Genomic DNA, 25,531 nt, shown 5'->3' with positions numbered 1-25,531 from the left:
TCCGCACAGGATGCAGGAAGAGGCCCGCCGACCGGCCGGGTGCAAGGCCCCGCGCACCAGGGAGGATCTGCCGTGACCGTCCGTCTGGAGCAGTTGCGCCGCTGCCACTTCGCCGTCGATCTGGGTGCGGCGCGTACCCGGGTGTATGTGAAGGGCTCCGGACTCGTCGTCGACCAGCCCTCGGTCGCCGCCGTGAACACACGGAGCGGATCGCTCATCGGGGTCGGTGACTTCGCGGAGCAGATGACGGGACGGACGCCGGGCTACATCCGGGTCGTACGGCCCATCTCCGGTGGCACGGTGGTCGACGTCGAGATGGCCCAGCGCATGCTGCGGCAGCTGCTCGGCGACAAGATACGCCGTGCCCTGCGGCGCAATCTGCGGTTGCGGGCCGCCGCGTGCACCCCGCACGGCGCCGATCCGCTGGCCCAGCGGGCGACCATCGAGACGCTGGTCGGGCTGGGCGCGCGCCGGGTCGAGCTGGTGGACACGCTGATCGCCGCCGCCGTGGGGTGCGGGCTGCCCGTGGAACGCCCCGAGGCCACCATGATCATGGTGTGCGGGGCGGCGGCCACCCAGGTCGCGGTGCTCTCGCTCGGGTCCATCGTGACCGCCGAGCGGGTCCCGGTGGGCGGCGAGGCCGTGGACCAGGCGATCGTGCAGCATCTGCGGCTCGAACACCAGCTGATCCTGCCCAGCCAGTCCGTACGTCCGCTGCAGCTGGCGCTGTCCGGCAACGGGCTGAACTCGCAGGGCCCCGCCTCCGCCGAGATCAACGGCCGGGACGTGGCCACCGGGCTCGCGCGCAGCGTGCGCATCGACACCGCCGCCGTGCGGGGCGCCATCCAGACCCCGCTGACCGCCGTCCTCGACGGCATCGGCAAGGTGTTGCGCGCCTGCCCGCCCGACCTGGTCGCCGACCTCGCCGACCGCGGGATCATGATGGTGGGCGGCTCGGCGCTGCTGCCCGGCTTCGACCAGATGCTGCGGCAGGCCACCGGGATACCGGTGCACATCGCCGAACGCCCCGACATCTGCGCGGCCCAGGGCGTCGGCGCCATGCTGGAGGGCCGGATCGAGCCCCTGGTCCTGAACCCGCTGGTCGCCTGAACACCGCACGGCACGCGGCCCCGGGCCACCGGCCGGGATCAGGACGGGCTCGCCGAGACACGTGGGGCCCCGCGTCCGCCGGTGAAGACCGCCGGCCGGGACGTGCCCCTCCCGGGCATGCGGATCCCGGTCGGCGGGAGGCCGTTCGAACGGCTGCGCCCGGCCGGCAGGCGCGGCGGCGGCCCGCCGACGGCCGAGGACGCACAACCGCTGGGTGCCCTCGGCCTCCCGCGGTCCGTCCCCTTCCTCACACCTTCCTCGCACCGGTGGAGAACCGGCTCCCGGACCCCGTCGCGGGCCACCGGCCGCGGTACGGCCGGCGGTGTACGGCGGGGGCGGCGGGCGCGGGGCCCTGTCCGACGTCCGGCTCCGCCGCGCGGGCGCGGTCGGCCCCACGGCCCGCGGCCGGACGGCCCGGGCGTGCGGCATCGCGGCGCCCCGGCGGGGCGCTCAGGCACCGGTCGCGCCCACCAGCAGCACCGCGCAGGCGCCGACCACGACGAGGACGTACCCGGACGCGGCCAGGGAGCCCAGCGTGCCCAGGACCGCGACCCCCAGCGCCGACCCTGCCTGGCGTATCCCGTTGAGTGCCCCCTGGCTGGTCGCGGCGTACTCCGGCGGTGCCGCGACGGCCACCGCGGCCGCGGCCCCCGGGATGGACAACGTGCCGGTCGCGGCGAGCGCCAGCTCGGCGGCCACGATCAGCGGCAGCGGCGGGTGCGGGCCCCCCGCCCAGGCCAGCAGCACCCCGGCGGCCACGGCGGCGGACATGCCGGTGAGCAGCACCGGGCGGGGGCCGTGACGGGCCACGAGCCGGCCGGTGAAGAACGGCATCACACACACCGGGAGGGCCATCGGCAGGGCGGCGAGACCCGCGTGGAACGGCGTCAGCCGGTAGGTGTGCTGCAGCCACACGGCGAGCTGGTACATCCCGCCGAAGTAGGCGAAGCAGGACACCGCGGCGGCGGCCATCGCGGCCCGCACCTTCGGCAGGGCGAGCAGCGCGGGCGGCAGGACCGGGGCGGCGGCCCGGCGTTCGACGGCGGCCACCGCGGCGAAGCAGCCGAGTGCGGCGGCGAGCGGGACGAGTGCGAGCGGCGCGCCCCAGCCCTCGATACCGGCCTCGACCAGGCCGAAGGTGAGCAGGCACAGGCCCGCGGTGGACAGTGCCAGGCCGGGACGGTCCAGGGCACGGCCGGACCGGACGGGCGGTGCGGGCAGCCGGCGGGCGAGGAGCAGCGCGGCCAGGGCCAGCGGCGGGTTGACGAGGAACACCAGCCGCCAGCCGCCGAGTTCGACGAGCGCGCCGCCGAGCACGGGGCCGACGGCGGCGCCGAGCCCGCTGAGCGCGGTCCAGGCGCCGATGGCGCGGGTACGGCGGGCGGGGTCGGGGTGCAGGTGGATCAGGAGGGCCACGGAGGCGGGCACGAGACCGGCGCCCGCGGCGCCGAGCAGCGCGCGCCCGGCGATCAGGGCGCCGGCGCCGGGCGCGAGGGCGCAGGCCGCGGACAGGACGGCGAACAGGCCGAGCGCCCTGGTGTAGACGCTGGCGGGCGCCCCAGCGGTCGGCGATGACACCGCCGGTGAGGAGCAGCCCGGCGAAGACGACCGTGTAGGCGTCGACGGTCCAGGGAAGCGCGGCGGCGGCCGGGTGCAGCGAGGTCTGGATGTCGGGGACGGCGACGTTGAGGATCGACGTGTCCAGCAGGACGAGCAGGTTGCCGATGGCGATACCGGCGAAGGTGAGACGGGAGATCCGCCCGGCCGGCCGCCCGGAGACGTGCGCGGCGGTGTGCGCGCGGGTGCTCCCGGCGGCCTCGCCGGAAGGGGGACCGGCGGGCGGTGCGGCCGGTCGTGCGGTGGAGTCGGCTGTGGTCATGGGCGCAGCGTGTCCCGGCGGGCGCGGGCGCCGCGACACCGTGATCGCAATGGCCCCATCGGAAAGTCCGATGGACTGGTTACCCTTGCCACCGTGGACTCCCGATACCTGCGCGCCTTCGTCGCGGTCGCCGAGCACGGCGGCATCTCCGCCGCCGCCCAGGCGCTGGGCTACGCACAGTCCAGTGTGAGCGCCCAGCTCAAGCGGCTGGAAGCCGACCTGGGCGTGAGCGTACTGGTGCGGGCCGGCACGGGTGCGGTGCTCACCGAGGCCGGCACCCGGCTGCTGCCGTACGCCCGCGAGTCGCTGGAGCTGGAGGAGCGGCTGCGCCGGGCGGCCCGCGGCGACCGGCCCCGGCTGCGGATCGGCGCGCCGGAGTCACTGGCCCATGCGTGGCTGCCCGAGGTGCTGGCGGCTCTGGAGTACGGCGCGGGCGGCGCGCGCACCGGTGCGGACGTGGCGCTGACGGTGGCGCCGCGCCGGGGGCTGGAACAGGCCTTCGAGGCAGGCGAGCTGGACCTGATGTTCGAGTACGACAACGGCGTCGGTCCGGTCCGCCCGCACGCGGTCGTGGGGCACTGCCGTTCGGTGCTGGTGGCGGCGGCGGGTCATCCGCTGGCGCGGCAGGAGACGGTGACGGCGGAGCAGCTGCTCGGCTACGACTTCCTGGTGGCCGAACGCGGCTGCACCTCGGAGATGCTGGTGGACCGCTTCGGCCGGGATCTGCTGGCCGGTGCCCAGCAGACCCTGCTCCAGGGCTCGATGGCGGCTCTGCTGCGGCTCATCGGACACGGCCACGGCATCACCCTGCTGCCGGAACTGACGGTCACGCGGGAGCTGCGGGAGGGCGAGCTGGTCGAGCTGCGCCTGTCCGAGCGGATCCGGCCGGTGAGCATCGTCGCCCAATGGCATCCACGCCTGGGCCCGGCCGAGAGCGCCGTACGGGAGCTGCTGGCGGTGGCCCATCGCGCGGACCCGTTGCGCGACCCGGCCTGAGCGCCCGCAACTCCGCCCACTGGACGCCCGGTTCAGCGCCCCACGTAGCACCGGACGGTCGTCCCGGCGGCCCCCGTGTGCATCCGCACCAGATCCGCCACCAGGTTGACGAGCAGCAGCCCGCGACCGCCCCGCTGGTCCCGGGAGGCCGGCTGCCGGCCGGCGAGCGGGTCAACCAGCCGCCCCTTGTCGCGGACCTCGCACACCACGTACCCGCCCTCGCCCCACACCGTGAGCCCACCGGTGCCGCCGCCGTGGACGACGCTGTTGGTGGTCAGCTCGGCGGTGATCAGCGCCAGGTTCTCCAGGCCCAGGCCGGCCAGGCCCAGCCGGGCGCCGTGCGCGGTGGCCAGGTGCCGTACGGCCGAGAGGGAGTCCGCCTCGAAGGCGGTGGTGAACACGCCCGTGCCGTCGTCGGGGGCGGGCGGCAGCGGCTCGTTGTAGCGGGCGACCACGTCGTCGGGGTCGTAGGACTCGCTGCCGCGCTGCGCGCCGCCGCCGGCCGGGATGACGAGCGGGTGGGTGGCGTGGGCGTCGGCGAGCACGCGCGCGTCCAGCCGGGCGGTGTCGTACGGGCACAGGATGGTGACCTCGCGGCCCTGGAACGCGGCGTTGATCAGCGCCTCGTGCTGGGCGCAGGCCGGGTACTCGGCCGGGCTGCGGCCCGCCCAGACCGGCTCCCCGATGATGTGGACGCGCCGGCCCGGCGGCTGGGCGTCGGTGAAGGCGCGCAGGACGCCCGGGATGATCCGGCCGGGGTTGCGGCCGGCCTCCCGCATGTCCGTGAACCGTACGGCGTCGCCGTCGGCCCCCAGCACGTCCTGGATGAGCCGCAGGTTCTCGCCGGGTACGGCGACCGCGACCGGGGCGCCGGCCGCCAGCGCGGCACGGACGAAGGGGACGGTGCCGGCCAGGTACTCCTCCGCGTCGCCGTAGAACAGCGCGGGGTGCACGAAGGGCTCGGGCGGCCCGGCGGATTCCGTCGCCGCGATCATGACGCCGCCACCTCGATCGCCGGGAGTCCGGGCCACAGCAGCTCCAGGACCCGGGGCAGGACGGCCGGCGGGCGGTCCAGCACCAGCCGACGCTCGCCGAAGCGCCGGGCGGCGCCCGCGAGCGCCTCCGCCCCGGCGACATCGACGAAGGACAGCGCGGAGAGCTCCACGAAGTACACGTCCCCCCCGTCGCGCACGGCGTCCTCCAGCGCGCGCTCCCAGATGCGGTGGGTCGGCAGGGTCACTTCGCCGACCGCGCGGAATCCGGTCCGCCCGGTGAGCGGGTACACGCTGAGCCACGGGACCGCCGGCGCCGGTACGGCACCGGCAGGCCGCCGGGACCGTACGACCTCGGGTTCGCTCATGCCTTCACCCACTCGCACAGGTAGAGAAGTGCCCAGTATGCCGCTCGGCTCACCTGCCGGGAGGGGATCCGGCGGGATCCGCCACGGCGGCATGCGTTCAGCGGCATTCGCACCGCACCTGGGGCGGCCGGACACCCTGGTCGTCGACGTACGGGGGCAGGGTGACCGGGTGGCCCTGCGGGCCCGTGGCGCGCTGGTCCACGGTTACGCGGACACCCTCGCCGGGATCCTGGCCCAGCTGCCGGGTCACCTCGCCCGGGTCGAGCTGGACCTGACGGAGCTGTCCTTCATGGACTCGGCCGGCCCGGCGTTCCTGGACGTGCTGGGGGAGCACGGCCACCGGCACGGGGTCGCGGTCTCCGCCACCGGCCGGCGGGACCAGCCGCGCCGGGTGCCGGAGCTGATGGGGCTGGACACCACCGACCCCCTGCGTACCGCGCCGCCCGGCGCTCCGTCCCCCCGCCGCCTCGGCGGTGGCGCGGAAGCGCGCCGAGCAGCTGGACGCGCTGCGCCTGGAGGTCGAGCAGTCGCGGCAGGCACTCGACTCACACCCGGTGACAGACCAGGCCCGCGGCATCCTGATGGCCGCGCACGGCTGCACCCCGGACCGCGCCTGGGAGATCCTGCGCGAGACCTCCCAGCGCACCGACACCCAGCTCCGCCAGGTGGCGGCGGAGATCACGGCGAGCGCGGGGCCGCCCGGCGCCCCGCCGCTGCCGGAGCGGCTGCGCACCGCCCTGCGGGCGGCGATCGACGGCCGGCGCGGCGGCCCGGGGCCCCGTGCCGCCGGCTGACGCCGCGGTCAGTACGGCAGGATGCGCCCCGACGGCGTCCTGCGGTCGATCTCCCGCTCGCGCGGGGCGGCGGGCCGTCGGCTGACGCGCACCCGGATCTGACGGTCCATGACGACCCCCTCCTGCCGGCACCACCCGGCGGTGGTCGCCGGTAGGAGGTCCGTGCCCAGCGCGCGGCACGTTCAAGCACGCCGGGGCCGAAGTCGTCGCCCGGTGCGGACGGCGCCGGGGCCTACGGCCGCAGGCGTACGGGGAGTTGCTGGTGGCCGTTGCTGATCAGCGAGGCCACGGGCCGCAGTTCGCCGGCGGGGACGGCGAGGGTCATGTCGGGGAAGCGGTCGAAGAGCTGGCCGAGTGCCTCGGTGACCTCCAGCCGGGCCAGCGGGGCACCGAGGCAGAAGTGCACCCCGTGACCGAAGGCCAGGTGCTCCTTGACGGTACGGGTGAGGTCGAAGGTGTCGGCGGTGTCGCCGTGCCAGTCCGGGTGGCGGTTGGCGGCGGCGTAGGACGCGAGGATCGGCTCGCCCTGTGCGATGGTCCGGCCGTCGGGCAGCTCGATGTCGGTGACGGCGTAGCGCAGGGGCAGATGCTTCACGGCGGGCTCGTGCCGCAGGGTCTCCTCGACGACGTCGCCCCAGCCGGCCTTGCCGGTGCGGACGAGGTCGCGCTGGTCGGGGAGGGTGAGCATGGCGACGATCGCCTGGTCGATGACGTTCACGGTGGTCTCGTAGCCGGCGCTGATCATCAGCAGCAGCGTGTCGCGGAGTTCCTCGCCGGTGAAGCCGGTGCCGTCCGACTCCTCGTCACGGGCCGCGATGAGCAGGGACGTCATGTCGTCGCCGGGGTCGCCGCTCTTGGTGGCGATCAGGTCGTCGAGGACGGCGTACAGCCGCACGGCGTTGGCCTGGGACTGCTCCGGCGTGAGCGTGGTGTCGAAGACGCGGTCCACGAGCTGCCGGAAGTCGGCCCGCTGGTCCTCCGGTACGCCCATCAGGTGGCCGATCACGGAGATGGGCAGCGGGTAGGCCAGGCGCTCGCGCAGGTCCACGACCTCTCCCGCGGGCAGCGCGGCCAGGTCGTCGACCAGCTCGGTGACCATGGCCTCGACGGCCGGGCGCAGTTCGGCGATGCGCCGTGCGCTGAAGGCGGGGGCGACCATCCGCCGCAGCCTGCGGTGGTCGGCGCCGTAGGCGGTGAACATGTTCCTCACGGCGACCCACAGGGCGAGCGGCCACGTCGCGACCGACTGCTCGAAGCCGGGCCAGTGCGCGCGTGCGTCCTTGGAGACGGAGGGGCTGGTCAGCAGCTGCTTGAGGAGGGCGGGGTCGGTGACCGCCCAGGCCTGTACGCCGAGGATGTCCACCCGGGTGGCCGGGCCCTGGGCGCGCAGGTCCCGGTGCTCCTGGTGCCGGGCGGCGCCGGAGGGGTCGAGCACGAGCGGAGTGTGCTGGGACATGCTGGTCTCCTTCAGACGACAGCGGGGAAACGGACGGGCAGGGCTTCCAGGGCACGGTGGAACGGCCCCGGCCGCCAGGCCAGTTCGGACACGGGGCAGGCGAGGTCCAGCTCGGGGAGCGCGTCCAGAAGCCAGGTGATGGCCGTCTCGGCGATGAGGTAGGCGTGGGTGCGGGCGGGGCAGGTGTGCGCGCCGATGCTCCAGGACAGGTGTGCGCGGTTGCCGGCGAGCTGGCCCTCGGTGACTCCGCCGGTGACGGCCGGGTCGTTGTTGCAGGCGGCCATGGAGATGAGGACGGGCTGATGGGCGGGCAGCAGCACCCCCTCGACGTCGATGGGGTACGGCGGGTAGCTGATGCAGTAGTTGGCCATCGGCGGGTCGGTGTACAGGACCGTGTCGAGGGCGTCGCGCACGGGCTGGCCGGCGTGCAGGCCGGCGGAGAAGTGCTCGTCGGTGAGGATCTTGAGCACGGTGTTGCTGATCAGGTGGGTCAGCGGCTCGATGCCCGCGCCGTAGAGCGTGACGAGCTGATGGAGCATCTCCATGTCGTCCAGGCGGGCGGAGTGGGCCAGCAGCCGGGAGGTGACGTCGTCGCCGGGGTACCGCCGCCGCAGGGCGACGAGTTCCGCGAGCGCCTGGCCGAGCATCTCGTTGCCCTGCGCGGCGGTCTCGGCCTCCGCCTCGAAGATCTTGGCCATGCCCTCGGCGATGCGCCGGCCGATCTCGTCGGGGCAGCCCAGCAGCGCGCTCAGCACCTGGAAGGCGATGGGCCACGAGTACTGGGTGAGCAGGTCGGCGTGGCCGTGGGCGCGGAAGCCGTCGATGGCGCCGGCGGCGACCTTCTCCACCAGCGCCCGCAGCTCGTGCTGGTCGACGGCCTGCAGGCTCGCGGTGTTCGCGGCCCGGTAGCGGGCGTGCTCGGGTCCGGACGAGCGCAGCGCGTTGGGGCGCCACTCCATCATCGGCAGGACCGGGCAGGTCTCGGGGACGCCCTGCTGCCAGATCCGCGGGTCGGCGGGGAAGTGCAGCGGGTCGTTGAGGATGCGCCGGGCCTGGTGGAAGCCGATGACCAGGGTGGCGGGGATGCCGGGGGCCAGCTCCACGGGGACCAGCGGTCCGAAGACGCGGCGCATGCGCTCGTAGGCGGCGTGGGGGTCGGCGGCGAACTCGGCGTCATAGAGGGCGACCGGCGCCGGCGGGGTCGCCGCGGGGTCGAGGGGGGTCATGGGAGAGGCTCCACAAGGGGGGCGGGGGTGTGACGGGCGGTCAGGAACTCGATGAGGGTGATGAGCGCGTACACGCAGGACCGGCGGTCCCGGGCGTCGCACTCGGTCAGCGGGGTGTCGGGATCCAGCGCGAGTGCCTGGCGGACCTCGTGCAGGGGGTAGCGGGGCGCGTCGGGAAAGACGTTGATGGCGACGGCGTACGGCGTCTGCTGCTCCTCCAGCAGGCTCAGCACCTCGTGCGAGCCCTCCAGGTCGCGGGCGTCGGCCAGCACCAGGGCGCCCAGCGCTCCTTCGGTCAGGCCCTCCCACAGGGGGCGGAAACGGGTCTGCCCCGGGGTGCCGAACAGGTACAGGACCAGCCGGTCGTCGAGCAGATGGATGCGTCCGAAGTCCATGGCGACCGTCGTGGTCGTCTTGTGCGGCGTGCCGCGCAGGTCGTCCACGCCGACACTCGCCTGGGTGATCGGCTCCTCCATGCGCAGCGGCGTCACCTCGGAGACACTGCCGACGAAGGTCGTCTTGCCGACCCCGAACGCCCCGGCCACGACGATCTTCGCCGACCGGGTCACGGCAGGGGCCAGATAGTGAACGGCGGGCTGGTCAGACAAGTTCGCGGAGTCCACGCAGCACCTCCTCCAGCAGGTCGAGTCCGGGCCGGCCCTCCTGGACCGGGGCGGGGCTGGTCAGATGGCCGCTGTCCATCAACGACGAGACGAGGATGCGGACGGTGGAGGGCGGCAGCTCCAGCGCGGCGGCGATGTCCGCCACGGCCAGACCGCCCCGTCCGCCGGAGAACAGGCGCATCACCCTGCGGGCGTCCGGCCCCAGTCGTTCGGTGGGGCCGGACGCGGCGATGAGGACCGTCTCCAGGCGCACGTCCCGGCTGGGGCGGTTCCGTCCGCCGGTACGGACGTAGGGCCTGATCAGGTCCGGGTCATGCCGCGGACCCGTCATGTCGCGGTGCCGCCTTCCAAGGCGGGGCCGCGGTCCGAGACGCCCATCTCGTGGCCGAGCCGTGCGGCCAGCCGCACCATGTGATGGCTGATCAGGCCCACGTCGGCCGCGGGGCCGGTGGTGACCACCGACAGCATCGTGTTGTGCGCCGCCGCGGTCGTCAGCCCGATGCGGCCCTGTGACTCGATGAGCAACTGGCACATCCCCTTGCCGCCGACGTGCTCGTCCCAGGCCTTGCCGGCGGCGCGCAGCGACGCGGTCACGGCGGCGAGTTTCTCCGCGTCCTCCTGGCCGATCGTCGTCGTACGGGCCTGCAGCAGGCCGTCGCCGCTCATCAGCACCGCGTACTCGACGCCCTCGACGCAGCCGAGCTCCTGGTCGAGCAGCCATCCCAGGCTGTTGCTGTGCGTGTCGCGCATGGTCAGTGTCCTTCGGTAAGTCCGGTGTCTTCGTCGGTCTGGCGCCCTCGGCGGCTGCCGGCCGCCCAGGCGGCGGCGACGCTCGGCCGGCCCGGTACGGCCGGCGTGTCGGGCGCCGGCGCGGGCGCGGGGTGTGTCCTGGCCGGTCGTTGACGGACGGTCAGTCCGCTTGCGGTGGTCGCGGCAGCCGCCGGGGCCGCGGGGTTCCGGGGGGCCGGCACGGCCGCGGGGCTGCTGGTGGCGACGGCCGCGGGGGTGGTGGCGGCGACGGCCGCGGGGGTGGTGGCGGGCGGGCCGGCGGTGGAGAACACCAGGAGGTTCTTCGGCAGCACCAGCACGGCCCGGGTGCCCTGGTAGATGTTCGGCGCGCTCAGCTCGACCCGGAAGCCGTAGCTCTCGGCGAGCAGCGAGGCGACCCGCAGGCCCGTCTGCGGATGGGCGCCGAGCTGGGTGATGTCGTCGCGGTCCTTGCCGGACATGATGTCGCTGGCCCACATCAGCCGCTCGTCGTCCATCCGCAGTCCGGCGTCGTCCACGGTCAGGAAGCAGGCGTGGTGGCCCTCCTCCACCGAGACGTGCACCCGCGCGGTCGGCGGGGAGTAGCGCAGGGCGTTGTCCAGCAGCACCGCGAGGGTGTGGACGACCGCCTCGACCGCGCGGCTCTGCACCGCGACGGTGTCCAACTCGTGGTGCTCCACCCGCTGGTAGCCCTCGATGCGGCCCATCGACGCGCGGATCACATCGCTGAGGGAGGTCTGCGGCCAGCGCCTGGAGAGTTTGTCGCCGGCCAGTACCGCGTAGCCCTGTGCGGTGAGCAGCATCTGCTGCGCGGTGTGGTCGATGTGCACCAGCGTGGCGTACGCCTCGTCGTCCTGGTGGGAGCGCACCCCCTGGCTGATCTCCCGGCTCAGCCGGGACGCCCGTGCCACCACGTTGGACGCGAAGCTGCGCACGGCCGCACGCGTCGCCTCCCGCGACTCCCGGCGGGCCTTGGCTATCTCGTGGTCCGCCGCGGACCGGATCTCGGCGACCCGGTGGTCGGCCGCGGCCTGCGCGTCCTCCCGCACCCGCACCACGGCGGCGGCCGCCTGTCCGGCGACGTCACGGAGCCGGCCGGCCAGGGGCGTGTGCATCAGCGGCGGGGGCAGCGGGAGGTCTGCCCCGCGATGCCCGCCGGGGCCGGCGGCGGCGATCGCGGGCAGCACCTCGGAGGCCAGCTGGCCCATGGCGTGCTCCGCGGCGCGCAGTTGCCGGGTGAGCTGTTCCGCATGGCCCTGGAGCTGGTCGGCCCTGCCTCGCTCGCGTCGGTAGGAGCGGTGGAAGTGTCCAGCGGTCCCTGCGGCCGCCACCGCGACCACGGCACCGACGGCCAGTATCAGATCGGTCATCAAGTCCTCTGCAGAGTGTCCGAGCCGCGAACCGGTCAGTGGATGGGGAGCCGACGGCGGTGGCGGTCCCCGCCAGGCGGGACGGCACTGCCGTCGGCGCAGCGGACCTCGTCGGCCGCCGCTCGCCCGGAGGACATCCATCTGGATGCGGACATGACAGGCCAAAAGCCGGGAATGCACGCGCCGGCGATCCCGCGCACCGCCGGCCCTGTCACGAGGGACGGGCACGGTGGACGGGAAGTGCGGGATACGGCGGGACGGCGGACACGCCCTCACAGGAGGCATCCCGGGTAAGGCGGCGGGTGCGGCGGGCAGGGTGTCCTCCGGGTACGCGGTCATGTCGCCCTGCGCCACGTCCGCGACGCCCGCCGGCCGGCTTCGATCCGGTCCGAGCCTATCGGCAGACCAGTACGGTGTTCGACGGTCCCCTGCCACAACTCTGTGAAGGATCGGCGGCGGCCCGGCATGTCGTCGCACGTCCCTCCCCCTCGAACGGCGCCCCCGTTCCCCTCGCCTGCGTCCAGATGCGAACGTGCCGCAGTGTAACGAGGTCGGGACAGTGCGTGGGAGGGCCGTCCACGAGAGGGGCGCCTGGCGCCCCGTTCCGGGGTCCGGCCAGGTCACATCGTTTCTGCACCTGTGGCGCCTGGTGGGGCGGGTGGGACTCGAACCCACGGCCGACGGATTATGAGTCCGCTGCTCTAACCGGCTGAGCTACCGCCCCATAGCGGCGTGTCGCGTACAAGTGTGCGCGCCGTCTGCCGCAGCATAGCCGCTCATACGATCTCCTGCTTCGGATGGTCGGCTTCTGCGCTGCTCATGACCCTGAGGACATCGGCGCAGGCGCGGCGGTTCCCGTGGACATGAAAAAGGACCCCCAAGGGGTCCTCGTTCACGCGCTCCCCCGACTGGACTCGAACCAGTAACCTGCCGGTTAACAGCCGGCTGCTCTGCCAATTGAGCTACGGAGGACCGAAGCTCCCCCGACTGGACTCGAACCAGTAACCTGCCGGTTAACAGCCGGCTGCTCTGCCAATTGAGCTACGGAGGATCGCCTCGATTGCATCGAACGTACCTCCCTGGGTATTCGCCAGGGGGCGGGCGCTCGCTGCGACACATACATTAGCGCAAGCAGGGGGGTGCTCCGCCAATCGGTTCCCCCGGCGCCCCACGTCGCACCAGTAGACCCAGGCAAGGGAAGGGTGGCAGCCATGCGCTACCGGCTCACGTTCGTCGCCGGACTGGCCCTCGGTTACGTACTCGGCACGAGGGCCGGACGCGAGCGCTACGAGCAGCTGAAGAAGTCCGCTCAGCGGATCGCGCAGAACCCCGCGGTCCGCAACACGGCCGAGTCCGCCGCCCAGCAGGGCCGCCGGTACGCCGGCAAGGCCTTCCACACGGTCAGCCACAAGGTCGGCGACCGGGTCCCCGAAACGGTGGCCCAGCGGGTGCGTTCCCTGCGGGAGCGGAGCCTGGACGGCACCCCCGAGGACGACTGGGGCACGAGCAACACGTAGGGGAACTTCCCTCGGCCGGACGAGCTGTCCGGCCGAGGGACACGGGCACTGTCCCGCCCTCGGCCACCGCATCCTCAGGAATGCTGCAAAATTCTCCGTATGGGGATAGTCGCCGGCTTGGACAGCTCGCCTGATTTCACTCGCATCGTGGTCTGCGACGCGGACACCGGTGCCGTACTGCGGCAGGGATACGCCCCGCATCCGGTGGAGGGTCGCCCGAGCGACGTGGATCCGCAGGCCTGGCTGCTCTCCCTGGGCGAGGCCGCCGGCGGCGGCCTGCTCGAAGGCGTGCAGGCCATCGGTGTGTCGGCGCAGCAGAACGCCGTGGTCCCGCTGGACGCCCAGGGCAACACCGTGCGCCCGGCGCTGGTCGGCGGCGACAAGCGGGCCCAGATCGCGGCGGCGGATCTCGTCGACGCGCTCGGCGGCCGGGAGGCCTGGGCACAGGCGGTCGGCTGTGTCCCGCAGGCCGCCCAGCCGGTCACCAAGCTGCGCTGGCTCGCGAAGAACGAACCCGAGAACGCCCGCCGGACGGCCGTACTCCTCCAGGCGCACGACTGGCTGGTCTGGCAGCTGCTCGGACGTCCCGTGCGCAGGACCACGGATCGCGGCGGGGCGTCCGGTACCGGGTACTGGTCGGCCGCCACCGGCGGCTACCGGCCCGACCTGGTCGAGCTGGCGCTCGGCCATCAGGCGATGCTGCCGGAGGTGATCGGCCCGTCGGACGCGGCCGGTACGACCCCGGAGGGGCTGCTGATCTCCGCCGGCACCGGCGAGACCATGGCCGCCGCGTTCGGGCTCGGCATCGGGCTGGGCGACGCGGTGGTCTCCCTCGGCGCCTCGGGCTCGGTGATGGCCGTGCACCCGGAGGCGCTCGCCGACCAGTCCGGGATGATCACCTCGCTCGCCGACGCCACCGGCATGCATCTGCCGGTCGTCACCACGCTGAACGCCGTACGCACCCTGCGCGGCACCGCCGAACTCCTCGGGCTGCCGGACCTGGAGAGCCTGTCCGAGCTGGCGATGAAGTCCACGCCGGGCGCGCACGGACTGGTCCTGCTGCCCTATCTGGAGGGTGAGCGGACGCCGAACCTGCCGCACACCGCCGGGACGATCGCCGGGCTGCGGCGCGAGTCCATGAAGCCGGAGCATCTGGCGCGGGCCGCGTTCGAGGGCATGCTGTGCGGGCTCGCCGACGCGCTGGACGTGCTGCGCGGGCGGGGCGTGGAGGTGCGGCGGGTCTTCCTGCTCGGCCCGGCCGCCGAACTGCCCGGCGTGCAGGCCTCGGCGCCCTCGCTGTTCGGCGCGCAGGTCGTCGTGCCGCAGCCCGCGGACTACGCGGCGATCGGCGCGGCCCGGCAGGCGGCCTGGGCGCTCGGTGTGTCCCAGGGCACACTCGACCCGCGCACCCCGCCGGCCTGGCAGGGTGCGGCGGCGCAGGTGCTGGAGCCGGGCGACGAGCTGGCCGTGGGGCAGGCGGTGCGGCAGCAGTTCACGGCCGTACGGGAACAGACCCATCCGGGGGCGTTTGGCCTGTGACGTCCCCCGACGCCCGACAACACCCCGGACCCGTAGGGCGGTAAGAGCTTCGCCAACGGGTTAATGAGTTGAGGTAACGCGGGTGGAGTGTTCGACGATAGGGGCCACGGGCACACCGACCAGCCCCGTCGCCGACTCCGAGAGACCTAGCGTGCTCATACGACTTCTGCGTTCCTGTCTCAGGCCCTACAAGAAACCCATCGCCCTGCTGGTGCTGCTGCAGTTCCTGCAGACCTGCGCCACCCTCTATCTGCCCACCCTGAACGCGCACATCATCGACAACGGTGTCGTGAAGGGGGACACGGATTACATCCTGTCCTTCGGCGCCCTGATGATCGGCATCTCGCTGGCTCAGGTCGTGTGCAACATCGGTGCCGTGTACTTCGGTGCGCGGACCGCCTCCGCACTCGGCCGGGACGTGCGCGCCGCCGTCTTCGACCGGGTCCAGTCCTTCTCCTCGCGTGAGGTGGGCCATTTCGGGGCGCCCTCGCTCATCACGCGTACGACGAACGACGTACAGCAGGTCCAGATGCTGGCCCTGATGACGTTCACGCTGATGGTGTCGGCTCCCATCATGTGCGTCGGCGGCATCGTGCTGGCCCTCGGCCTGGACGTACCGCTGTCCGGGGTGCTCGTCGCCGTCGTGCCGGTGCTGGCGATCTGCGTGACGCTCATCGTGCGCCGGCTGCGGCCGCTGTTCCGGTCGATGCAGGTCCGCCTGGACACCGTGAACCGGGTGCTGCGGGAGCAGATCACCGGCAACCGGGTGATCCGCGCCTTCGTCCGCGACGAGTACGAGCAGGAACGGTTCGGGAGGGCCAACGGCGATCTCACCGAGATGCAGCTGGCCACCGGCCGGATGCTCGCGCTGATGTTCCCGATGGTCATGACCGTGGTGAACCTGTCGTCGATCGCGGTGGTGTGGTTCGGCGCGCACCGCATCAACAGCGGCGGGATGCAGATCGGCGACCTGACCGCGTTCCTCGCCTATCTGATGCAGATCGTCATGTCCGTGATGATGGCCACCTTCATGTTCATGATGGTGCCGCGCGCGGAGGTGTGCGCCGAGCGCATCCAGGAGGTCCTCGGGACCGATTCCAGCGTGGTTCCGCCGGCGGCGCCCGTCACCGAGCTGCGCGCGCACGGGCACCTGGAGATCCGGGGCGCGGGCTTCCGCTATCCGGGTGCCGAGGAGCCGGTGCTGAAGTCCATCGACCTGGTGGCCCGGCCGGGCGAGACGACCGCCGTGATCGGCTCCACCGGCAGCGGCAAGTCGACCCTGCTCGGGCTGGTCTCGCGGCTGTTCGACGCCACCGAGGGCGAGGTCCTCGTCGACGGCGTGGACGTGCAGCAGGTCGACCCGAAGCTGCTCGCGCGGACGGTCGGCCTGGTGCCGCAGAAGCCGTACCTGTTCGCGGGCACGGTCGCCACCAACCTGCGCTACGGCAATCCGGACGCCACCGACGAGGAGTTGTGGCACGCGCTGGAGGTGGCGCAGGCCAAGGACTTCGTGAGCGAGCTGGAGGCCGGTCTGGACGCGCCCATCGCCCAGGGCGGTACGAACGTCTCGGGCGGTCAGCGCCAGCGGCTCGCCATCGCCCGCACCCTCGTCCAGCGCCCGGAGATCTACCTCTTCGACGACTCCTTCTCCGCGCTCGACTACGCCACCGACGCGGCCCTGCGCACCGCGCTCTCCCACGAGACCGCCGAGGCGACCGTCGTCATCGTCGCCCAGCGGGTGGCGACCATCCGGGACGCCGACCGGATCATCGTGCTGGACGAGGGCCGGGTCGTCGGCTCCGGCCGGCACCGGGACCTGATGGCGGGCAACGAGACGTACCGGGAGATCGTGCTCTCCCAGCTGACGGAAGCGGAGGCTGCCTGATGGCCGGGCCCATGGGACGCATGATGGCCGGAGGCGGCCCCGACCAGCGCTCGATGGACTTCAAGGGGTCGGGCAAACGGCTCGTCTCCCAGTTCAGACCGGAACGCCTCACGATCTACGGCCTGCTGCTGTGCGTGGTCGTCAGCGTGGGCCTGAGCGTCGTCGGCCCGAAGATCCTGGGCCGGGCCACCGACCTGGTCTTCTCCGGCATCATCGGCCGGCAGATGCCGGCCGGGGCGACCAGACAGCAGGTCCTCGACCAGATGCGGGCCCATGGCCGGGGCCGGATCGCGGACATGCTGATGAGCACCGACTTCACCCCCGGCAAGGGCATCGACTTCGATGCCGTCGGGAACACCCTGCTGCTCGCGCTCGGCACGTTCCTGATCGCCGGCCTGCTGATGGCGGTGGCGACCAGGCTGGTCAACCGCGCCGTGAACCGCACGATGTACCGCATGCGCGAGTCCGTGCAGACGAAGCTGTCGCGGCTGCCGCTGTCGTACTTCGACAAGCGCCAGCGCGGCGAGGTGCTCTCCCGCGCCACCAACGACATCGACAACATCGGGCAGACGCTCCAGCAGTCGATGGGCCAGCTGATCAACTCGCTGCTGACCATCATCGGCGTGCTCGCGATGATGTTCTACGTCTCCTGGATCCTCGCGCTCGTCGCGCTGGTCACCGTGCCGCTGTCGTTCCTCGTGGCCACCCGGGTCGGCAAGCGGTCGCAGCCGCACTTCGTGCAGCAGTGGCGCTCCACCGGCAAGCTGAACGCGCACATCGAGGAGATGTACACCGGGCACACCCTGGTGAAGGTGTTCGGCCGGCAGGAGGAGTCGGCGAAGCAGTTCGCCGAGCAGAACGAGGCGCTGTACGAGGCCGCGTTCAAGGCGCAGTTCAACAGCGGTGTGATGCAGCCTCTGATGATGTTCGTGTCCAACCTGAACTACGTCCTGGTGGCGGTCGTCGGCGGTCTGCGGGTCGCGTCCGGCACCCTCTCCATCGGTGACGTCCAGGCCTTCATCCAGTACTCGCGGCAGTTCTCGATGCCGCTGACGCAGGTCGCCTCGATGGCGAACCTGGTGCAGTCCGGTGTCGCCTCGGCCGAGCGGATCTTCGAACTCCTGGACGCGGAGGAGCAGGAGGCGGATCCGGTGCCGGGCGAGCGGCCGGAGGAACTGCGCGGACGGGTCCGGCTGGAGCACGTGTCCTTCCGGTACGACCCCGAGAAGCCGCTGATCGAGGACCTCTCGATGACGGCCGAGCCCGGTCACACCGTGGCGATCGTCGGCCCCACGGGTGCCGGCAAGACGACCCTGGTCAACCTGCTGATGCGGTTCTACGACGTGTCGGGCGGCCGGATCACCCTGGACGGCGTGGACATCCGGCGCATGTCCCGCGACGAGCTCCGCTCCGGCATCGGGATGGTGCTGCAGGACACCTGGCTGTTCGGCGGCACCATCGCCGAGAACATCGCCTACGGCGCGTCCCGCAAGGTCACCCGCGGCGAGATCGAGGAGGCCGCGCGGGCCGCGCACGCCGACCGGTTCATCCGGACGCTGCCCGACGGGTACGACACCGTGATCGACGACGAGGGGACGGGGGTCAGCGCGGGTGAGAAGCAGCTCATCACCATCGCGCGGGCGTTCCTGTCCGACCCGACGATCCTCGTGCTGGACGAGGCGACGAGCTCGGTCGACACCCGCACGGAGGTGCTGATCCAGAAGGCGATGGCGAAGCTGGCGGCGGGGCGGACGTCGTTCGTGATCGCGCACCGGCTGTCCACGATCCGGGACGCGGACACGATCCTGGTGATGGAGAACGGGTCCATCGTCGAACAGGGCGCGCACGCCGAGCTGTTGGCGGCCGACGGTGCGTATGCCCGGCTGTACAAGGCGCAGTTCGCACAGGCCGTGGCCGAGGTGGACTAGTCAGCGCGGGGGCCGCCGGCGGGCGGCCCCCGCTCAGTCCAGGTAACCCCTCAGCTGATCCGCGAAGGCGTGGTCCCGGAGCTTGTTCAGGGTCTTGGACTCGATCTGCCGTATCCGCTCCCGCGTCACGCCGAACAGCCGGCCTATCTCCTCCAGCGTCCGCGGGCGGCCGTCGATGAGGCCGTAGCGGAGCTGGACGACCTTGCGCTCGCGCTCGCCCAGCGTGGACAGCACCGCTTCCAGATGCTCCCTCAGCAGCAGGAACGCGGCCGACTCGACAGGGCTCGCCGCATCCCCGTCCTCGATCAGGTCGCCGAGGGCCACGTCCTCCTCCTCGCCGACCGGGGCGTGCAGGGAGACCGGTTCCTGGGCGAGGCGCAGTACCTCGGAGACCCGCTCGGGCGGCAGGCCGAGGTGGGCGGCGACCTCTTCGGGTGTCGGCTCGTAGCCCCGCTCCTGGAGCATGCGGCGCTGCACGCGGACGACCCGGTTGATCAGCTCGACCACGTGGACCGGGACGCGTATGGTGCGCGCCTGGTCGGCCAGGGCCCGTGACATGGCCTGGCGGATCCACCAGGTGGCGTACGTCGAGAACTTGTAGCCCCGGGCGTAGTCGAACTTCTCGACGGCCCGGATCAGTCCGAGGTTGCCCTCCTGGACCAGGTCGAGCATGGTCAGGCCGCGGCCGACGTACCGCTTGGCGACGGAGACGACGAGCCGCAGGTTGGCCTCGATGAGCCGCCGCTTGGCCATCCGCCCCATGACGACGAGCCGGTCCAGGTCGAGTGCCAACTGGCCTTCCAGATCGGGGGTGTTGCCCAGCTTCTCCTCGGCGAACAGGCCGGCCTCCACCCGGCGGGCGAGTTCGACCTCCTCGGCGGCGGTGAGCAGCGGGATACGGCCGATCTCGCGCAGGTACTGGCGGAACAGGTCGGCCGAGGGGCCGCCGGTCTCGGCCCTGGCGGGGACCCGGATCCCTACGGGTTCGCCGGCCTCCTCGGGTTCGTCCCTGAGCGCTTCCGCCGGCGGTTCCGTCGGTTCGGTGGATATCGCCTCCGGGTGCGCGGCGGCGCGGCTCTGCGGGGGCACGGCCATGAGAACGTCCGTCTCCGCGTCCGGCTCGTCCGCGGTGGTGCTGGTGGCGCTGTCGGTCTGAGTGAGGGTCTGGGTCTGCACGGGGGCGACCTCCAGGATGATCGCTGCTGAAGGTGTGCGGCAGCGGTACTTCGGGAGTGGAGAGTCGACGGCCTGCGCTCCGAGGACTCGGGCACCGCCCCCAGTGTGGGGGAAGACGCATCCCCGCCACGAGGGGCTTGCGGTGACTTTTTGCGTCCGTTCCGTCACCCGGCGGTTACTCGGTCAGCCGGACTATGCGACTGGCAAAGGCGCCTCTACAGCGCCTGTGCCCCGCGCTCCCGCAGCGCCTGGTCGTACTGCTGGAGGATCCACAGCTCGTTCTGTACGGCGGCCAGCTGGGCGGGGTCGCCGCCGGCGGCCAGGCGGGTCAGCTGGGACTGGATGTCGCGGATGCGGCGCTCGACGGCGCGGCGCCGGATCTGCACCAGGACCGTGCCGGCGTAGGTCTCGTCCACCGTGCGGCGCAGGATCGGCTCGACGGCCAGCTCGGTGACCATGGCGCGGACCGTGTCGTCGGGCGCGGCCTCACGGACGCGGACCAGGTACTCCTGCGGGTCCGGGACGCCGTACTCGGCGCCGCCCGACTCGGCGACCGCCTGGCGCACGGCCGCGTACGGAGGGGCCGTGAACTCGTCCAGGCCGTAGGCGTCGAAGGCCGGGGAGACCAGTTCGGGGCGCTGCAGGGCGAGTTTGAGCAGTTCGCGTTCGGCGGCGTAGACGGGGTTGCGCAGGGTCAGCGCCGGGCCGGAGGCGGCGGTCTGGGGGGCGGCGGCCGCCCACTGCTGTTCGGGTCCGCGTGAGCGGTCCTGCTGCGGGCCCCTGCCGCCGCGGTCCCTCGCCCAGCGGGCCAGCTGGGCGACACGCCGGACCACGAACTGGGTGTCGAGGATGCCGAGCATGCCGGCCAGTTCCACGGCCACCTCGTGCTGGGCGCCGCTGTTCTTGATCCGGGCGACGATCGGGGCGGCCTCGTCCAGCGCCGCCGCGCGGCCCGCCGGGGTGTCCAGGTCGTACCGGTTCACGATCTGGCGGAGCGCGAACTCGAAGAGCGGGGTGCGCGGTTCCGCCAGGTCGGCCACGGCGTCGTCGCCCTTGGCCAGGCGCAGCTCGCAGGGGTCCATGCCGTCGGGCGCGATCGCGATGTACGTCTCGGCGGCGAACTTCTGGTCGTCCTCGAAGGCACGCAGGGCGGCCTTCTGACCGGCCGCGTCGCCGTCGAAGGTGAAGATCACGCGGGCCGAGCCGTTGTCCATCAGCAGCCGGCGCAGGATCTTGATGTGCTCGCCGCCGAAGGCCGTACCGCAGGTCGCGATCGCGGTCGTCACACCGGCCAGATGGCAGGCCATGACGTCCGTGTAGCCCTCCACCACGACCGCCCGGCTGGACTTCGCGATCTCCTTCTTCGCCAGGTCGATGCCGTACAGCACCTGGCTCTTCTTGTAGATCGCCGTGTCGGGGGTGTTCAGGTACTTGGGGCCGTTGTCCGCCTCGTACAGCTTGCGGGCGCCGAAGCCGACGACCTCGCCGCCGATGTCGCGGATGGGCCACATCAGGCGGCCCCGGAACCGGTCGATGGGTCCGCGGCGGCCCTCCTGGGAGAGCCCGGAGAGGATCAGCTCCTTGTCCGTGAAGCCCTTGCCGCGCAGGTAGCGGGTGAGGTGGTCCCAGCCCTGGGGGCTGTAGCCGACGCCGAAGTGGACGGCGGCGGCCTGGTCGAAGCCGCGCTCGGCGAGGAAGATCCGGCCGGTCTCGGCCTCGGGGCCGGTGGCGAGCTGCTCGGCGTACCACTGCGCGGCGATCTTGTGTGCCTCGACCAGGCGGATGCGTTCGCCGCGCTGGTGGGCCGGGTTGTACCCGCCCTCCTCGTAGCGCAGCGTGATGCCGGCCTGGGCGGCGAGCCGCTCGACCGCCTCCGAGAAGGAGAGGTGGTCCACCTTCATCACGAAGGTGATGGTGTCGCCGCCCTCCTGGCAGCCGAAGCAGTGGAAGAGTCCCTTGCTGGGGCTGACCTGGAAGGACGGCGACTTCTCGTCGTGGAACGGGCACAGGCCCTTGAGGTTGCCGCCGCCCGCGCTGCGCAGCTGGAGGTACTCGGAGACCACGGCGTCGATCGGGACCGCGTCCCGTACCGCCTTCACGTCCTCGTCGTTGATCCGTCCTGCCACGCGTGAATTCTACGGGGGCGCAGTGACACCCGTGGGGCACGCGCGGCGCCCCGGAAGGAGCGCGGGCGCACGACGGCAGGCCCTGGCAGCCGCCTAGGCGAGCGAGTCCAACGGGACATGCGGGTCGGCCAAGGCCTCGGGATCCACCGGCACCGCGGCGCGGATGAGCCTCTGGATCTGCTCTGTGACATCCCACACGTTCACGTTCATCCCGGCCAGCACGCGTCCCTCCTTCACCCAGAACGCGATGAACTCCCGCTTTCCGGCGTCGCCCCGGATCACCACCTCGTCGTAGGAGCCGGGCGGGGCCCAGCCGCTGTACTCCATGCCGAGGTCGTACTGGTCGGTGAAGAAGTAGGGCACCCGGTCGTAGCCGACGTCCTGGCCGAGCATGGCCCGGGCCGCGGCCGGGCCGCCGTTCAGCGCGTTCGCCCAGTGCTCGACCCGCAGCCGGGTGCCGAACAGGCCGAGCGGGAAGGACGCCACGTCACCGGCCGCGTAGATGTCCGGGTCGGAGGTGCGCAGCCGTTCGTCCACCGCGACGCCGCCGCCTCGCGCCCGGTCGGCCAGCTCCAGTCCCGCCGCCTCCGCGAGAGCGACCCGCGGTGCCGCGCCGATCGCGGCGAGGACGTCGTGGGCGGGGTGCTCCTCGCCGTCGTCGGTGCGGGCGGCGAGGACCATGCCGTCCTGGCCGACGATCTCGGTGAGCCGCCGCCCGAAGTGGAAGCGGACGCCGTGCTCGCGGTGCAGCTCGGCGAAGACGTTGCCCAGCTCGGGGCCGAGCACCCCGTGCAGCGGGGTGGGTGACGGCTCGATCACCGTGACCTCCGCGCCGTACTCGCGGGCCGCCGCCGCGATCTCCAGGCCGATCCAGCCGGCGCCCGCGATCACGAGGTGACCGTTGTCCCGGCCGAGGTGCTGGAGGACGCCCTTGAGCCGCTCGGCGTGCGCGAGCCGGCGCAGGTGGTGCACGCCGGCCAGGTCGGTGCCCGGGATGTCCAGGCGGCGGGGCTCGGCACCGGTGGCGAGCAGCAGCTTGTCGTAGCGCACGAGGGTGCCGTCGTCGCCGAAGCGGACCGTCTTCGCCGTACGGTCGATGCGGTCGACGGTCTGGCCGAGGTGCAGCTCGATGTCGTTCTGCGCGTACCAGGCGGGCTCGTGCACGAAGACGCTGTCGCGCTCCTCCTTGCCGAGGAGGTAGCCCTTGGACAGGGGCGGGCGCTCGTAGGGGTGGTCGCGCTCGTCGCTGATCAGTATCACCCGGCCGGTGAAGCCCTCCGCCCGGAGCGTCTCGGCCGCCTTGGCGCCGGCGAGACCGCCTCCGACGATGACGAATGTCTGATCCGCGTCGACCACTTGATGCCTCCTCGTAAGGGTGCCGCCACATGCGAGCCTCCCGCACGCAGCCTGCCGCGGGAAGAGGGGGTGACCCGATCAGGCCACTGCCGGTCACGTTCCTCTCACATATGCCCCGTCAGTCTCGCGTGCAGCGAGCGCGCCGAGACGTCGGTGAGGGAGGCGATCTGGTCGACGATCACCCGCTTGCGCGCGTGGTCGTCGCCTGCCCCGTCGAACAGGGCCCGAAACTGCGGGTCGAGGCCGTCGGGCGCGCGGGCGGTGAGCGCCTCCGCCAGCTCGGCGACGATCACCCGCTGGTCCGCGCGCAGCCGCTCCTGCTCGGCGCGCTGCATCACATACCGGTCCGCGACCGCCTTGAGCACCGCGCACTCCATGCGGGCCGCGCGGGGTACGACGAGTTCGGCGCCGTACCGGGTGAGCCGGCCGGTGCCGTACGCGGCGCGCGTGGCACCCTCGGCGGCCAGGCAGAACCGGCCGATGAGCTGGCTGGTCGCGTCCTTCAGACGGGCCTGCGCGACCGCTGTGCCGTCGTAGCCGTGCGGCCACCACTCCTCGTCCTGGAGCCGGTCGAGCGCGGCGTCGAGTTCGGCGGGGTCGGTGCCGGCGGGGACGTACCGGCCGACGGCGACCTCGAACACCGCCTGCCGCTCGGGCTCCGCGTGCAGGCAGTTGGGGTCGATGTGGCCGGCGTGCAGGCCGTCCTCGATGTCGTGCACCGAGTACGCCACGTCGTCGGACCAGTCCATGACCTGCGCCTCGAAACAGGTGCGGGTGCCGGGGGCGTGCTCCCTGACCCAGTCGAACACCGGGCGGTCGTCCTCGTAGACGCCGAACTTCCGTGACGCGGGGTCGGTGGGGTGGGCGCCGCGGGGCCAGGGGTACTTGGTGGCGGCGTCGAGGGCGGCGCGGGTGAGGTTGAGGCCGACGGAACGCTTTTCGGTGAACCGTTTGGGTTCGATGCGGGTGAGGAGCCTCAGGGACTGGGCGTTGCCCTCGAAGCCGCCGCAGTCGTCCGCGAAGGCGTTCAGGGCCTGTTCGCCGTTGTGGCCGAAGGGAGGGTGGCCGAGGTCGTGGGCGAGACAGGCGGCTTCCACCAGGTCGGGGTCACAGCCGAGGGCCGCGCCGAGTTCGCGGCCGACCTGGGCGCACTCCAGGGAGTGGGTCAGGCGGGTGCGGGGGCTGGCGTCCCACACCTGGCTGCGGGTGCCCGGCGTGACCACCTGGGTCTTGCCGGCGAGGCGTCGCAGGGCCGCGGAGTGCAGGATGCGGGCGCGGTCGCGCTGGAAGGCGGTGCGGCCGGGGCGTTTGTCGGGCTCGGGGGCCCAACGCTCCGCCGAGGTGGGGTCGTAGGGGCCGTCGTCGAGTGTGGTGCCTTCCATTCTTCGACAGTATGCCCACTCGTCTGCCGAGGTCTGTTGTCGGGCGGGTGCGGGTGCGTCGTGGCTTGTCGCGCAGTTCCCCGCGCCCCTTACCCGGTACTTCGCCGCTGCTTCGTCAAGCCGAAGCCAGTTCCGCCTGCCTCGTCACCCTCGCCTCGTCGTACCGGTGCAGGACCAGGCGGGCCATCGCCGGGTGGGCGCCGAGCGGGGCCGCGGCGATCCACGGTGCCGCCTGCGCGCACTGCGCGGCGAAACGCCCCGGTGCCGTGAGGTACGACGCGATCGCCACCCGGTGCCGGCCGCGGGCCGCCAGTGCGCGGACGGCCGCCGGGACCGTCGGGGCCGCCGCCGAGGCGTAGGCGGGGACGACCGGCACTCCCAGCCGGTCCGCGAGGAGGCGGGCGGTGCGGCGGGTGTCCGTCGCCGAGTCGGGGTCGCGGGAGCCGGCGGCGGCGAGGACGACCGCGCTCGCGCGGCGGGCGGCCGGGTCCATGGCCGTGGGCCAGCCCGCCTCGACGAGACGGTCGTACAGGGTCTCCGTCAGGAGCGGGTGCGGCCCCAGCGGGGCGGCCACCCGGGTGCCCGCCCGCGCCGCGGCGGCCATCTCGGGGATGTCGTGTCTGACGTGGTAGCCACGCGAGAGGAGCAGCGGGACCAGGACGGCGGGGGCGTCGCCGAGGGCGGTGAGGGTGTCCGGGAGGAGGGGCGCGTTCAGCTCGATGTGGCCCAGGTGGACGGCCAGGCCGGGGCGCAGTTCGCGTACGCGGTCCCGCAGGGTCCGTACGGTGTCCAGCGCGCGCGGGTCGCGGCTGCCGTGGGCGACCAGGACGAGCGCGGGCGGGGCCGGGCGGCGGCGTACGGGCGGGGGGACGAGCCGGAGCTGCCCGGTGAGCCGGCTGCCGATGCTGTGCATGAGGTGCGCCGTGCTGTCGAGGTGGAGGTCGGACTCGGAGCGGGAAGGGTGCGACGCCGTCATGGAAGGATCCTGCCGGGGTCAGGTTGCGGGGCCGTTGCCGGGCCGTCACGAGCGTTTTCCGCCG

General features: G+C 72.8%; 21 protein-coding genes, 3 tRNA genes and 1 pseudogene. 7 read left to right on the top strand and 18 right to left on the bottom strand.

What is annotated here, in order from left to right; translation table 11 throughout:
• Nucleotides 1–72: 72 nt before the first annotated feature.
• Nucleotides 73–1,110 (top strand): rod shape-determining protein, encoded by a 1,038-nt coding sequence (locus IO33_RS0101315; protein WP_031159068.1) that lies wholly within the window; start codon nucleotides 73–75, stop codon nucleotides 1,108–1,110.
• Between the two features lie 450 nt (nucleotides 1,111–1,560).
• Here IO33_RS0101315 and IO33_RS43620 read toward each other — a convergent pair whose 3' ends face one another.
• Nucleotides 1,561–2,688, bottom strand: a complete 1,128-nt coding sequence (locus tag IO33_RS43620) for an MFS transporter (RefSeq protein ID WP_245235648.1) — start codon at nucleotides 2,686–2,688, stop codon at nucleotides 1,561–1,563.
• A 394-nt stretch (nucleotides 2,689–3,082) separates the two neighbouring features.
• Between IO33_RS43620 and IO33_RS0101305 the strand changes: the two genes are divergently transcribed.
• Nucleotides 3,083–3,985, top strand: a complete 903-nt coding sequence (locus IO33_RS0101305) for a LysR family transcriptional regulator (protein WP_031159064.1) — start codon at nucleotides 3,083–3,085, stop codon at nucleotides 3,983–3,985.
• 32 nt (nucleotides 3,986–4,017) lie between these two features.
• Here IO33_RS0101305 and IO33_RS0101300 read toward each other — a convergent pair whose 3' ends face one another.
• The 3 genes from IO33_RS0101300 to IO33_RS52045 all read right to left on the bottom strand — a co-directional run bounded on the left by IO33_RS0101300 (nucleotide 4,018) and on the right by IO33_RS52045 (nucleotide 5,685).
• The gene (locus IO33_RS0101300) at nucleotides 4,018–4,980 is read right to left on the bottom strand and encodes an anti-sigma factor RsbA family regulatory protein (protein ID WP_031159061.1); all 963 of its coding nucleotides are present in this window, start codon (nucleotides 4,978–4,980) and stop codon (nucleotides 4,018–4,020) included.
• Entirely contained in the window at nucleotides 4,977–5,345 is a 369-nt protein-coding gene (locus IO33_RS43615; RefSeq protein WP_031159059.1) for an STAS domain-containing protein, read from the bottom strand. The genes IO33_RS0101300 and IO33_RS43615 overlap by 4 nt, the downstream gene beginning before the upstream one ends.
• Nucleotides 5,346–5,442: 97 nt before the next feature.
• Complete coding sequence (locus tag IO33_RS52045; RefSeq protein WP_245235647.1) at nucleotides 5,443–5,685, bottom strand: hypothetical protein; 243 nt, start codon at nucleotides 5,683–5,685, stop codon at nucleotides 5,443–5,445.
• A gap of 133 nt (nucleotides 5,686–5,818) precedes the next feature.
• Here IO33_RS52045 and IO33_RS52040 point away from each other — a divergent pair, with 133 nt between their 5' ends.
• Nucleotides 5,819–6,139, top strand: a complete 321-nt coding sequence (locus tag IO33_RS52040; RefSeq protein ID WP_245235646.1) for an ANTAR domain-containing protein — start codon at nucleotides 5,819–5,821, stop codon at nucleotides 6,137–6,139.
• Nucleotides 6,140–6,371: 232 nt separating this feature from the next.
• Here the strand turns inward: IO33_RS52040 and IO33_RS0101280 are convergent, their stop codons facing one another.
• The 9 genes from IO33_RS0101280 to IO33_RS0101240 all read right to left on the bottom strand — a co-directional run bounded on the left by IO33_RS0101280 (nucleotide 6,372) and on the right by IO33_RS0101240 (nucleotide 12,633).
• Nucleotides 6,372–7,595 carry a cytochrome P450 family protein gene (locus tag IO33_RS0101280; protein ID WP_031159056.1) on the bottom strand — a complete coding sequence of 408 codons (1,224 nt, stop codon included), beginning with the start codon at nucleotides 7,593–7,595 and terminating at the stop codon, nucleotides 6,372–6,374.
• 11 nt (nucleotides 7,596–7,606) lie between these two features.
• The gene (locus IO33_RS0101275) at nucleotides 7,607–8,821 is read right to left on the bottom strand and encodes a cytochrome P450 (protein ID WP_031159053.1); all 1,215 of its coding nucleotides are present in this window, start codon (nucleotides 8,819–8,821) and stop codon (nucleotides 7,607–7,609) included.
• Nucleotides 8,818–9,444 (bottom strand): GTP-binding protein, encoded by a 627-nt coding sequence (locus IO33_RS0101270; protein ID WP_031159050.1) that lies wholly within the window; start codon nucleotides 9,442–9,444, stop codon nucleotides 8,818–8,820. Before IO33_RS0101270 ends, IO33_RS0101275 begins: the two co-directional genes overlap by 4 nt.
• The gene (locus tag IO33_RS0101265) at nucleotides 9,422–9,775 is read right to left on the bottom strand and encodes a DUF742 domain-containing protein (protein ID WP_031159048.1); all 354 of its coding nucleotides are present in this window, start codon (nucleotides 9,773–9,775) and stop codon (nucleotides 9,422–9,424) included. Before IO33_RS0101265 ends, IO33_RS0101270 begins: the two co-directional genes overlap by 23 nt.
• Complete coding sequence (locus IO33_RS0101260) at nucleotides 9,772–10,194, bottom strand: roadblock/LC7 domain-containing protein (protein ID WP_031159046.1); 423 nt, start codon at nucleotides 10,192–10,194, stop codon at nucleotides 9,772–9,774. The genes IO33_RS0101265 and IO33_RS0101260 overlap by 4 nt, the downstream gene beginning before the upstream one ends.
• 2 nt (nucleotides 10,195–10,196) lie before the next feature.
• The gene (locus tag IO33_RS50235; RefSeq protein ID WP_051926348.1) at nucleotides 10,197–11,582 is read right to left on the bottom strand and encodes an ATP-binding protein; all 1,386 of its coding nucleotides are present in this window, start codon (nucleotides 11,580–11,582) and stop codon (nucleotides 10,197–10,199) included.
• A 647-nt stretch (nucleotides 11,583–12,229) separates the two neighbouring features.
• Nucleotides 12,230–12,306: transfer RNA gene (locus IO33_RS0101250), tRNA-Ile, on the bottom strand.
• Between the two features lie 175 nt (nucleotides 12,307–12,481).
• Nucleotides 12,482–12,554 (bottom strand) — tRNA-Asn (locus IO33_RS0101245).
• A 6-nt stretch (nucleotides 12,555–12,560) separates the two neighbouring features.
• A tRNA-Asn gene (locus IO33_RS0101240) sits at nucleotides 12,561–12,633 on the bottom strand.
• 160 nt (nucleotides 12,634–12,793) lie between these two features.
• On the opposite strand from IO33_RS0101240, the gene IO33_RS0101235 reads away from it, so the two are divergent.
• The 4 genes from IO33_RS0101235 (at nucleotide 12,794) to IO33_RS0101220 (ending at nucleotide 18,451) form a co-directional block, all read left to right on the top strand.
• The gene (locus tag IO33_RS0101235) at nucleotides 12,794–13,099 is read left to right on the top strand and encodes a hypothetical protein (RefSeq protein WP_031159040.1); all 306 of its coding nucleotides are present in this window, start codon (nucleotides 12,794–12,796) and stop codon (nucleotides 13,097–13,099) included.
• A gap of 99 nt (nucleotides 13,100–13,198) precedes the next feature.
• Nucleotides 13,199–14,638 carry a xylulokinase gene (locus IO33_RS0101230; protein ID WP_031159038.1) on the top strand — a complete coding sequence of 480 codons (1,440 nt, stop codon included), beginning with the start codon at nucleotides 13,199–13,201 and terminating at the stop codon, nucleotides 14,636–14,638.
• A gap of 151 nt (nucleotides 14,639–14,789) precedes the next feature.
• Entirely contained in the window at nucleotides 14,790–16,523 is a 1,734-nt protein-coding gene (locus tag IO33_RS0101225; RefSeq protein ID WP_031159035.1) for an ABC transporter ATP-binding protein, read from the top strand.
• Nucleotides 16,523–18,451 (top strand): ABC transporter ATP-binding protein, encoded by a 1,929-nt coding sequence (locus IO33_RS0101220; protein WP_031159033.1) that lies wholly within the window; start codon nucleotides 16,523–16,525, stop codon nucleotides 18,449–18,451. Before IO33_RS0101225 ends, IO33_RS0101220 begins: the two co-directional genes overlap by 1 nt.
• 33 nt (nucleotides 18,452–18,484) lie before the next feature.
• Here IO33_RS0101220 and IO33_RS0101215 read toward each other — a convergent pair.
• From IO33_RS0101215 to IO33_RS0101195, 5 genes and pseudogenes are all read right to left on the bottom strand, one after another.
• Nucleotides 18,485–19,748 (bottom strand): annotated as a pseudogene (locus IO33_RS0101215) (RNA polymerase sigma factor).
• A 94-nt stretch (nucleotides 19,749–19,842) separates the two neighbouring features.
• Complete coding sequence (gene dnaG / locus IO33_RS0101210) at nucleotides 19,843–21,753, bottom strand: DNA primase (protein WP_031159028.1); 1,911 nt, start codon at nucleotides 21,751–21,753, stop codon at nucleotides 19,843–19,845.
• A 93-nt stretch (nucleotides 21,754–21,846) separates the two neighbouring features.
• Complete coding sequence (locus tag IO33_RS0101205; protein WP_031159025.1) at nucleotides 21,847–23,109, bottom strand: NAD(P)/FAD-dependent oxidoreductase; 1,263 nt, start codon at nucleotides 23,107–23,109, stop codon at nucleotides 21,847–21,849.
• Nucleotides 23,110–23,213: 104 nt separating this feature from the next.
• Nucleotides 23,214–24,491 (bottom strand): deoxyguanosinetriphosphate triphosphohydrolase, encoded by a 1,278-nt coding sequence (locus IO33_RS0101200; protein ID WP_031159023.1) that lies wholly within the window; start codon nucleotides 24,489–24,491, stop codon nucleotides 23,214–23,216.
• Between the two features lie 115 nt (nucleotides 24,492–24,606).
• Nucleotides 24,607–25,467: a sirohydrochlorin chelatase gene (locus IO33_RS0101195; protein ID WP_031159020.1), complete on the bottom strand. Its 861-nt coding sequence runs from the start codon at nucleotides 25,465–25,467 to the stop codon at nucleotides 24,607–24,609.
• Nucleotides 25,468–25,531: the final 64 nt, after the last annotated feature.

The sequence above is a fragment of the Streptomyces durhamensis genome (assembly GCF_000725475.1).
In the GTDB taxonomy this organism is placed as follows: Bacteria; Actinomycetota; Actinomycetes; order Streptomycetales; family Streptomycetaceae; genus Streptomyces; species Streptomyces filipinensis.
The sequence above is the reverse complement of the archived record's forward strand: the minus strand, read 5'-3'. Positions and strand labels throughout refer to the sequence as shown.

Bases quoted from the DNA above. Each gene is read 5' to 3' on its own strand.
- IO33_RS0101300 (WP_031159061.1), bottom strand. From the start codon at position 4,980: ATGATCGCGGCGACGGAATCCGCCGGGCCGCCCGAGCCCTTCGTGCAC.
- IO33_RS43615 (WP_031159059.1), bottom strand. From the start codon at position 5,345: ATGAGCGAACCCGAGGTCGTACGGTCCCGGCGGCCTGCCGGTGCCGTA.
- IO33_RS0101280 (WP_031159056.1), bottom strand. From the start codon at position 7,595: ATGTCCCAGCACACTCCGCTCGTGCTCGACCCCTCCGGCGCCGCCCGG.
- IO33_RS0101275 (WP_031159053.1), bottom strand. From the start codon at position 8,821: ATGACCCCCCTCGACCCCGCGGCGACCCCGCCGGCGCCGGTCGCCCTC.
- IO33_RS0101265 (WP_031159048.1), bottom strand. From the start codon at position 9,775: ATGACGGGTCCGCGGCATGACCCGGACCTGATCAGGCCCTACGTCCGT.
- IO33_RS0101260 (WP_031159046.1), bottom strand. From the start codon at position 10,194: ATGCGCGACACGCACAGCAACAGCCTGGGATGGCTGCTCGACCAGGAG.
- IO33_RS50235 (WP_051926348.1), bottom strand. From the start codon at position 11,582: ATGACCGATCTGATACTGGCCGTCGGTGCCGTGGTCGCGGTGGCGGCC.
- IO33_RS0101235 (WP_031159040.1), top strand. From the start codon at position 12,794: ATGCGCTACCGGCTCACGTTCGTCGCCGGACTGGCCCTCGGTTACGTA.
- IO33_RS0101230 (WP_031159038.1), top strand. From the start codon at position 13,199: ATGGGGATAGTCGCCGGCTTGGACAGCTCGCCTGATTTCACTCGCATC.
- IO33_RS0101220 (WP_031159033.1), top strand. From the start codon at position 16,523: ATGGCCGGGCCCATGGGACGCATGATGGCCGGAGGCGGCCCCGACCAG.
- IO33_RS0101200 (WP_031159023.1), bottom strand. From the start codon at position 24,491: ATGGAAGGCACCACACTCGACGACGGCCCCTACGACCCCACCTCGGCG.
- IO33_RS0101195 (WP_031159020.1), bottom strand. From the start codon at position 25,467: ATGACGGCGTCGCACCCTTCCCGCTCCGAGTCCGACCTCCACCTCGAC.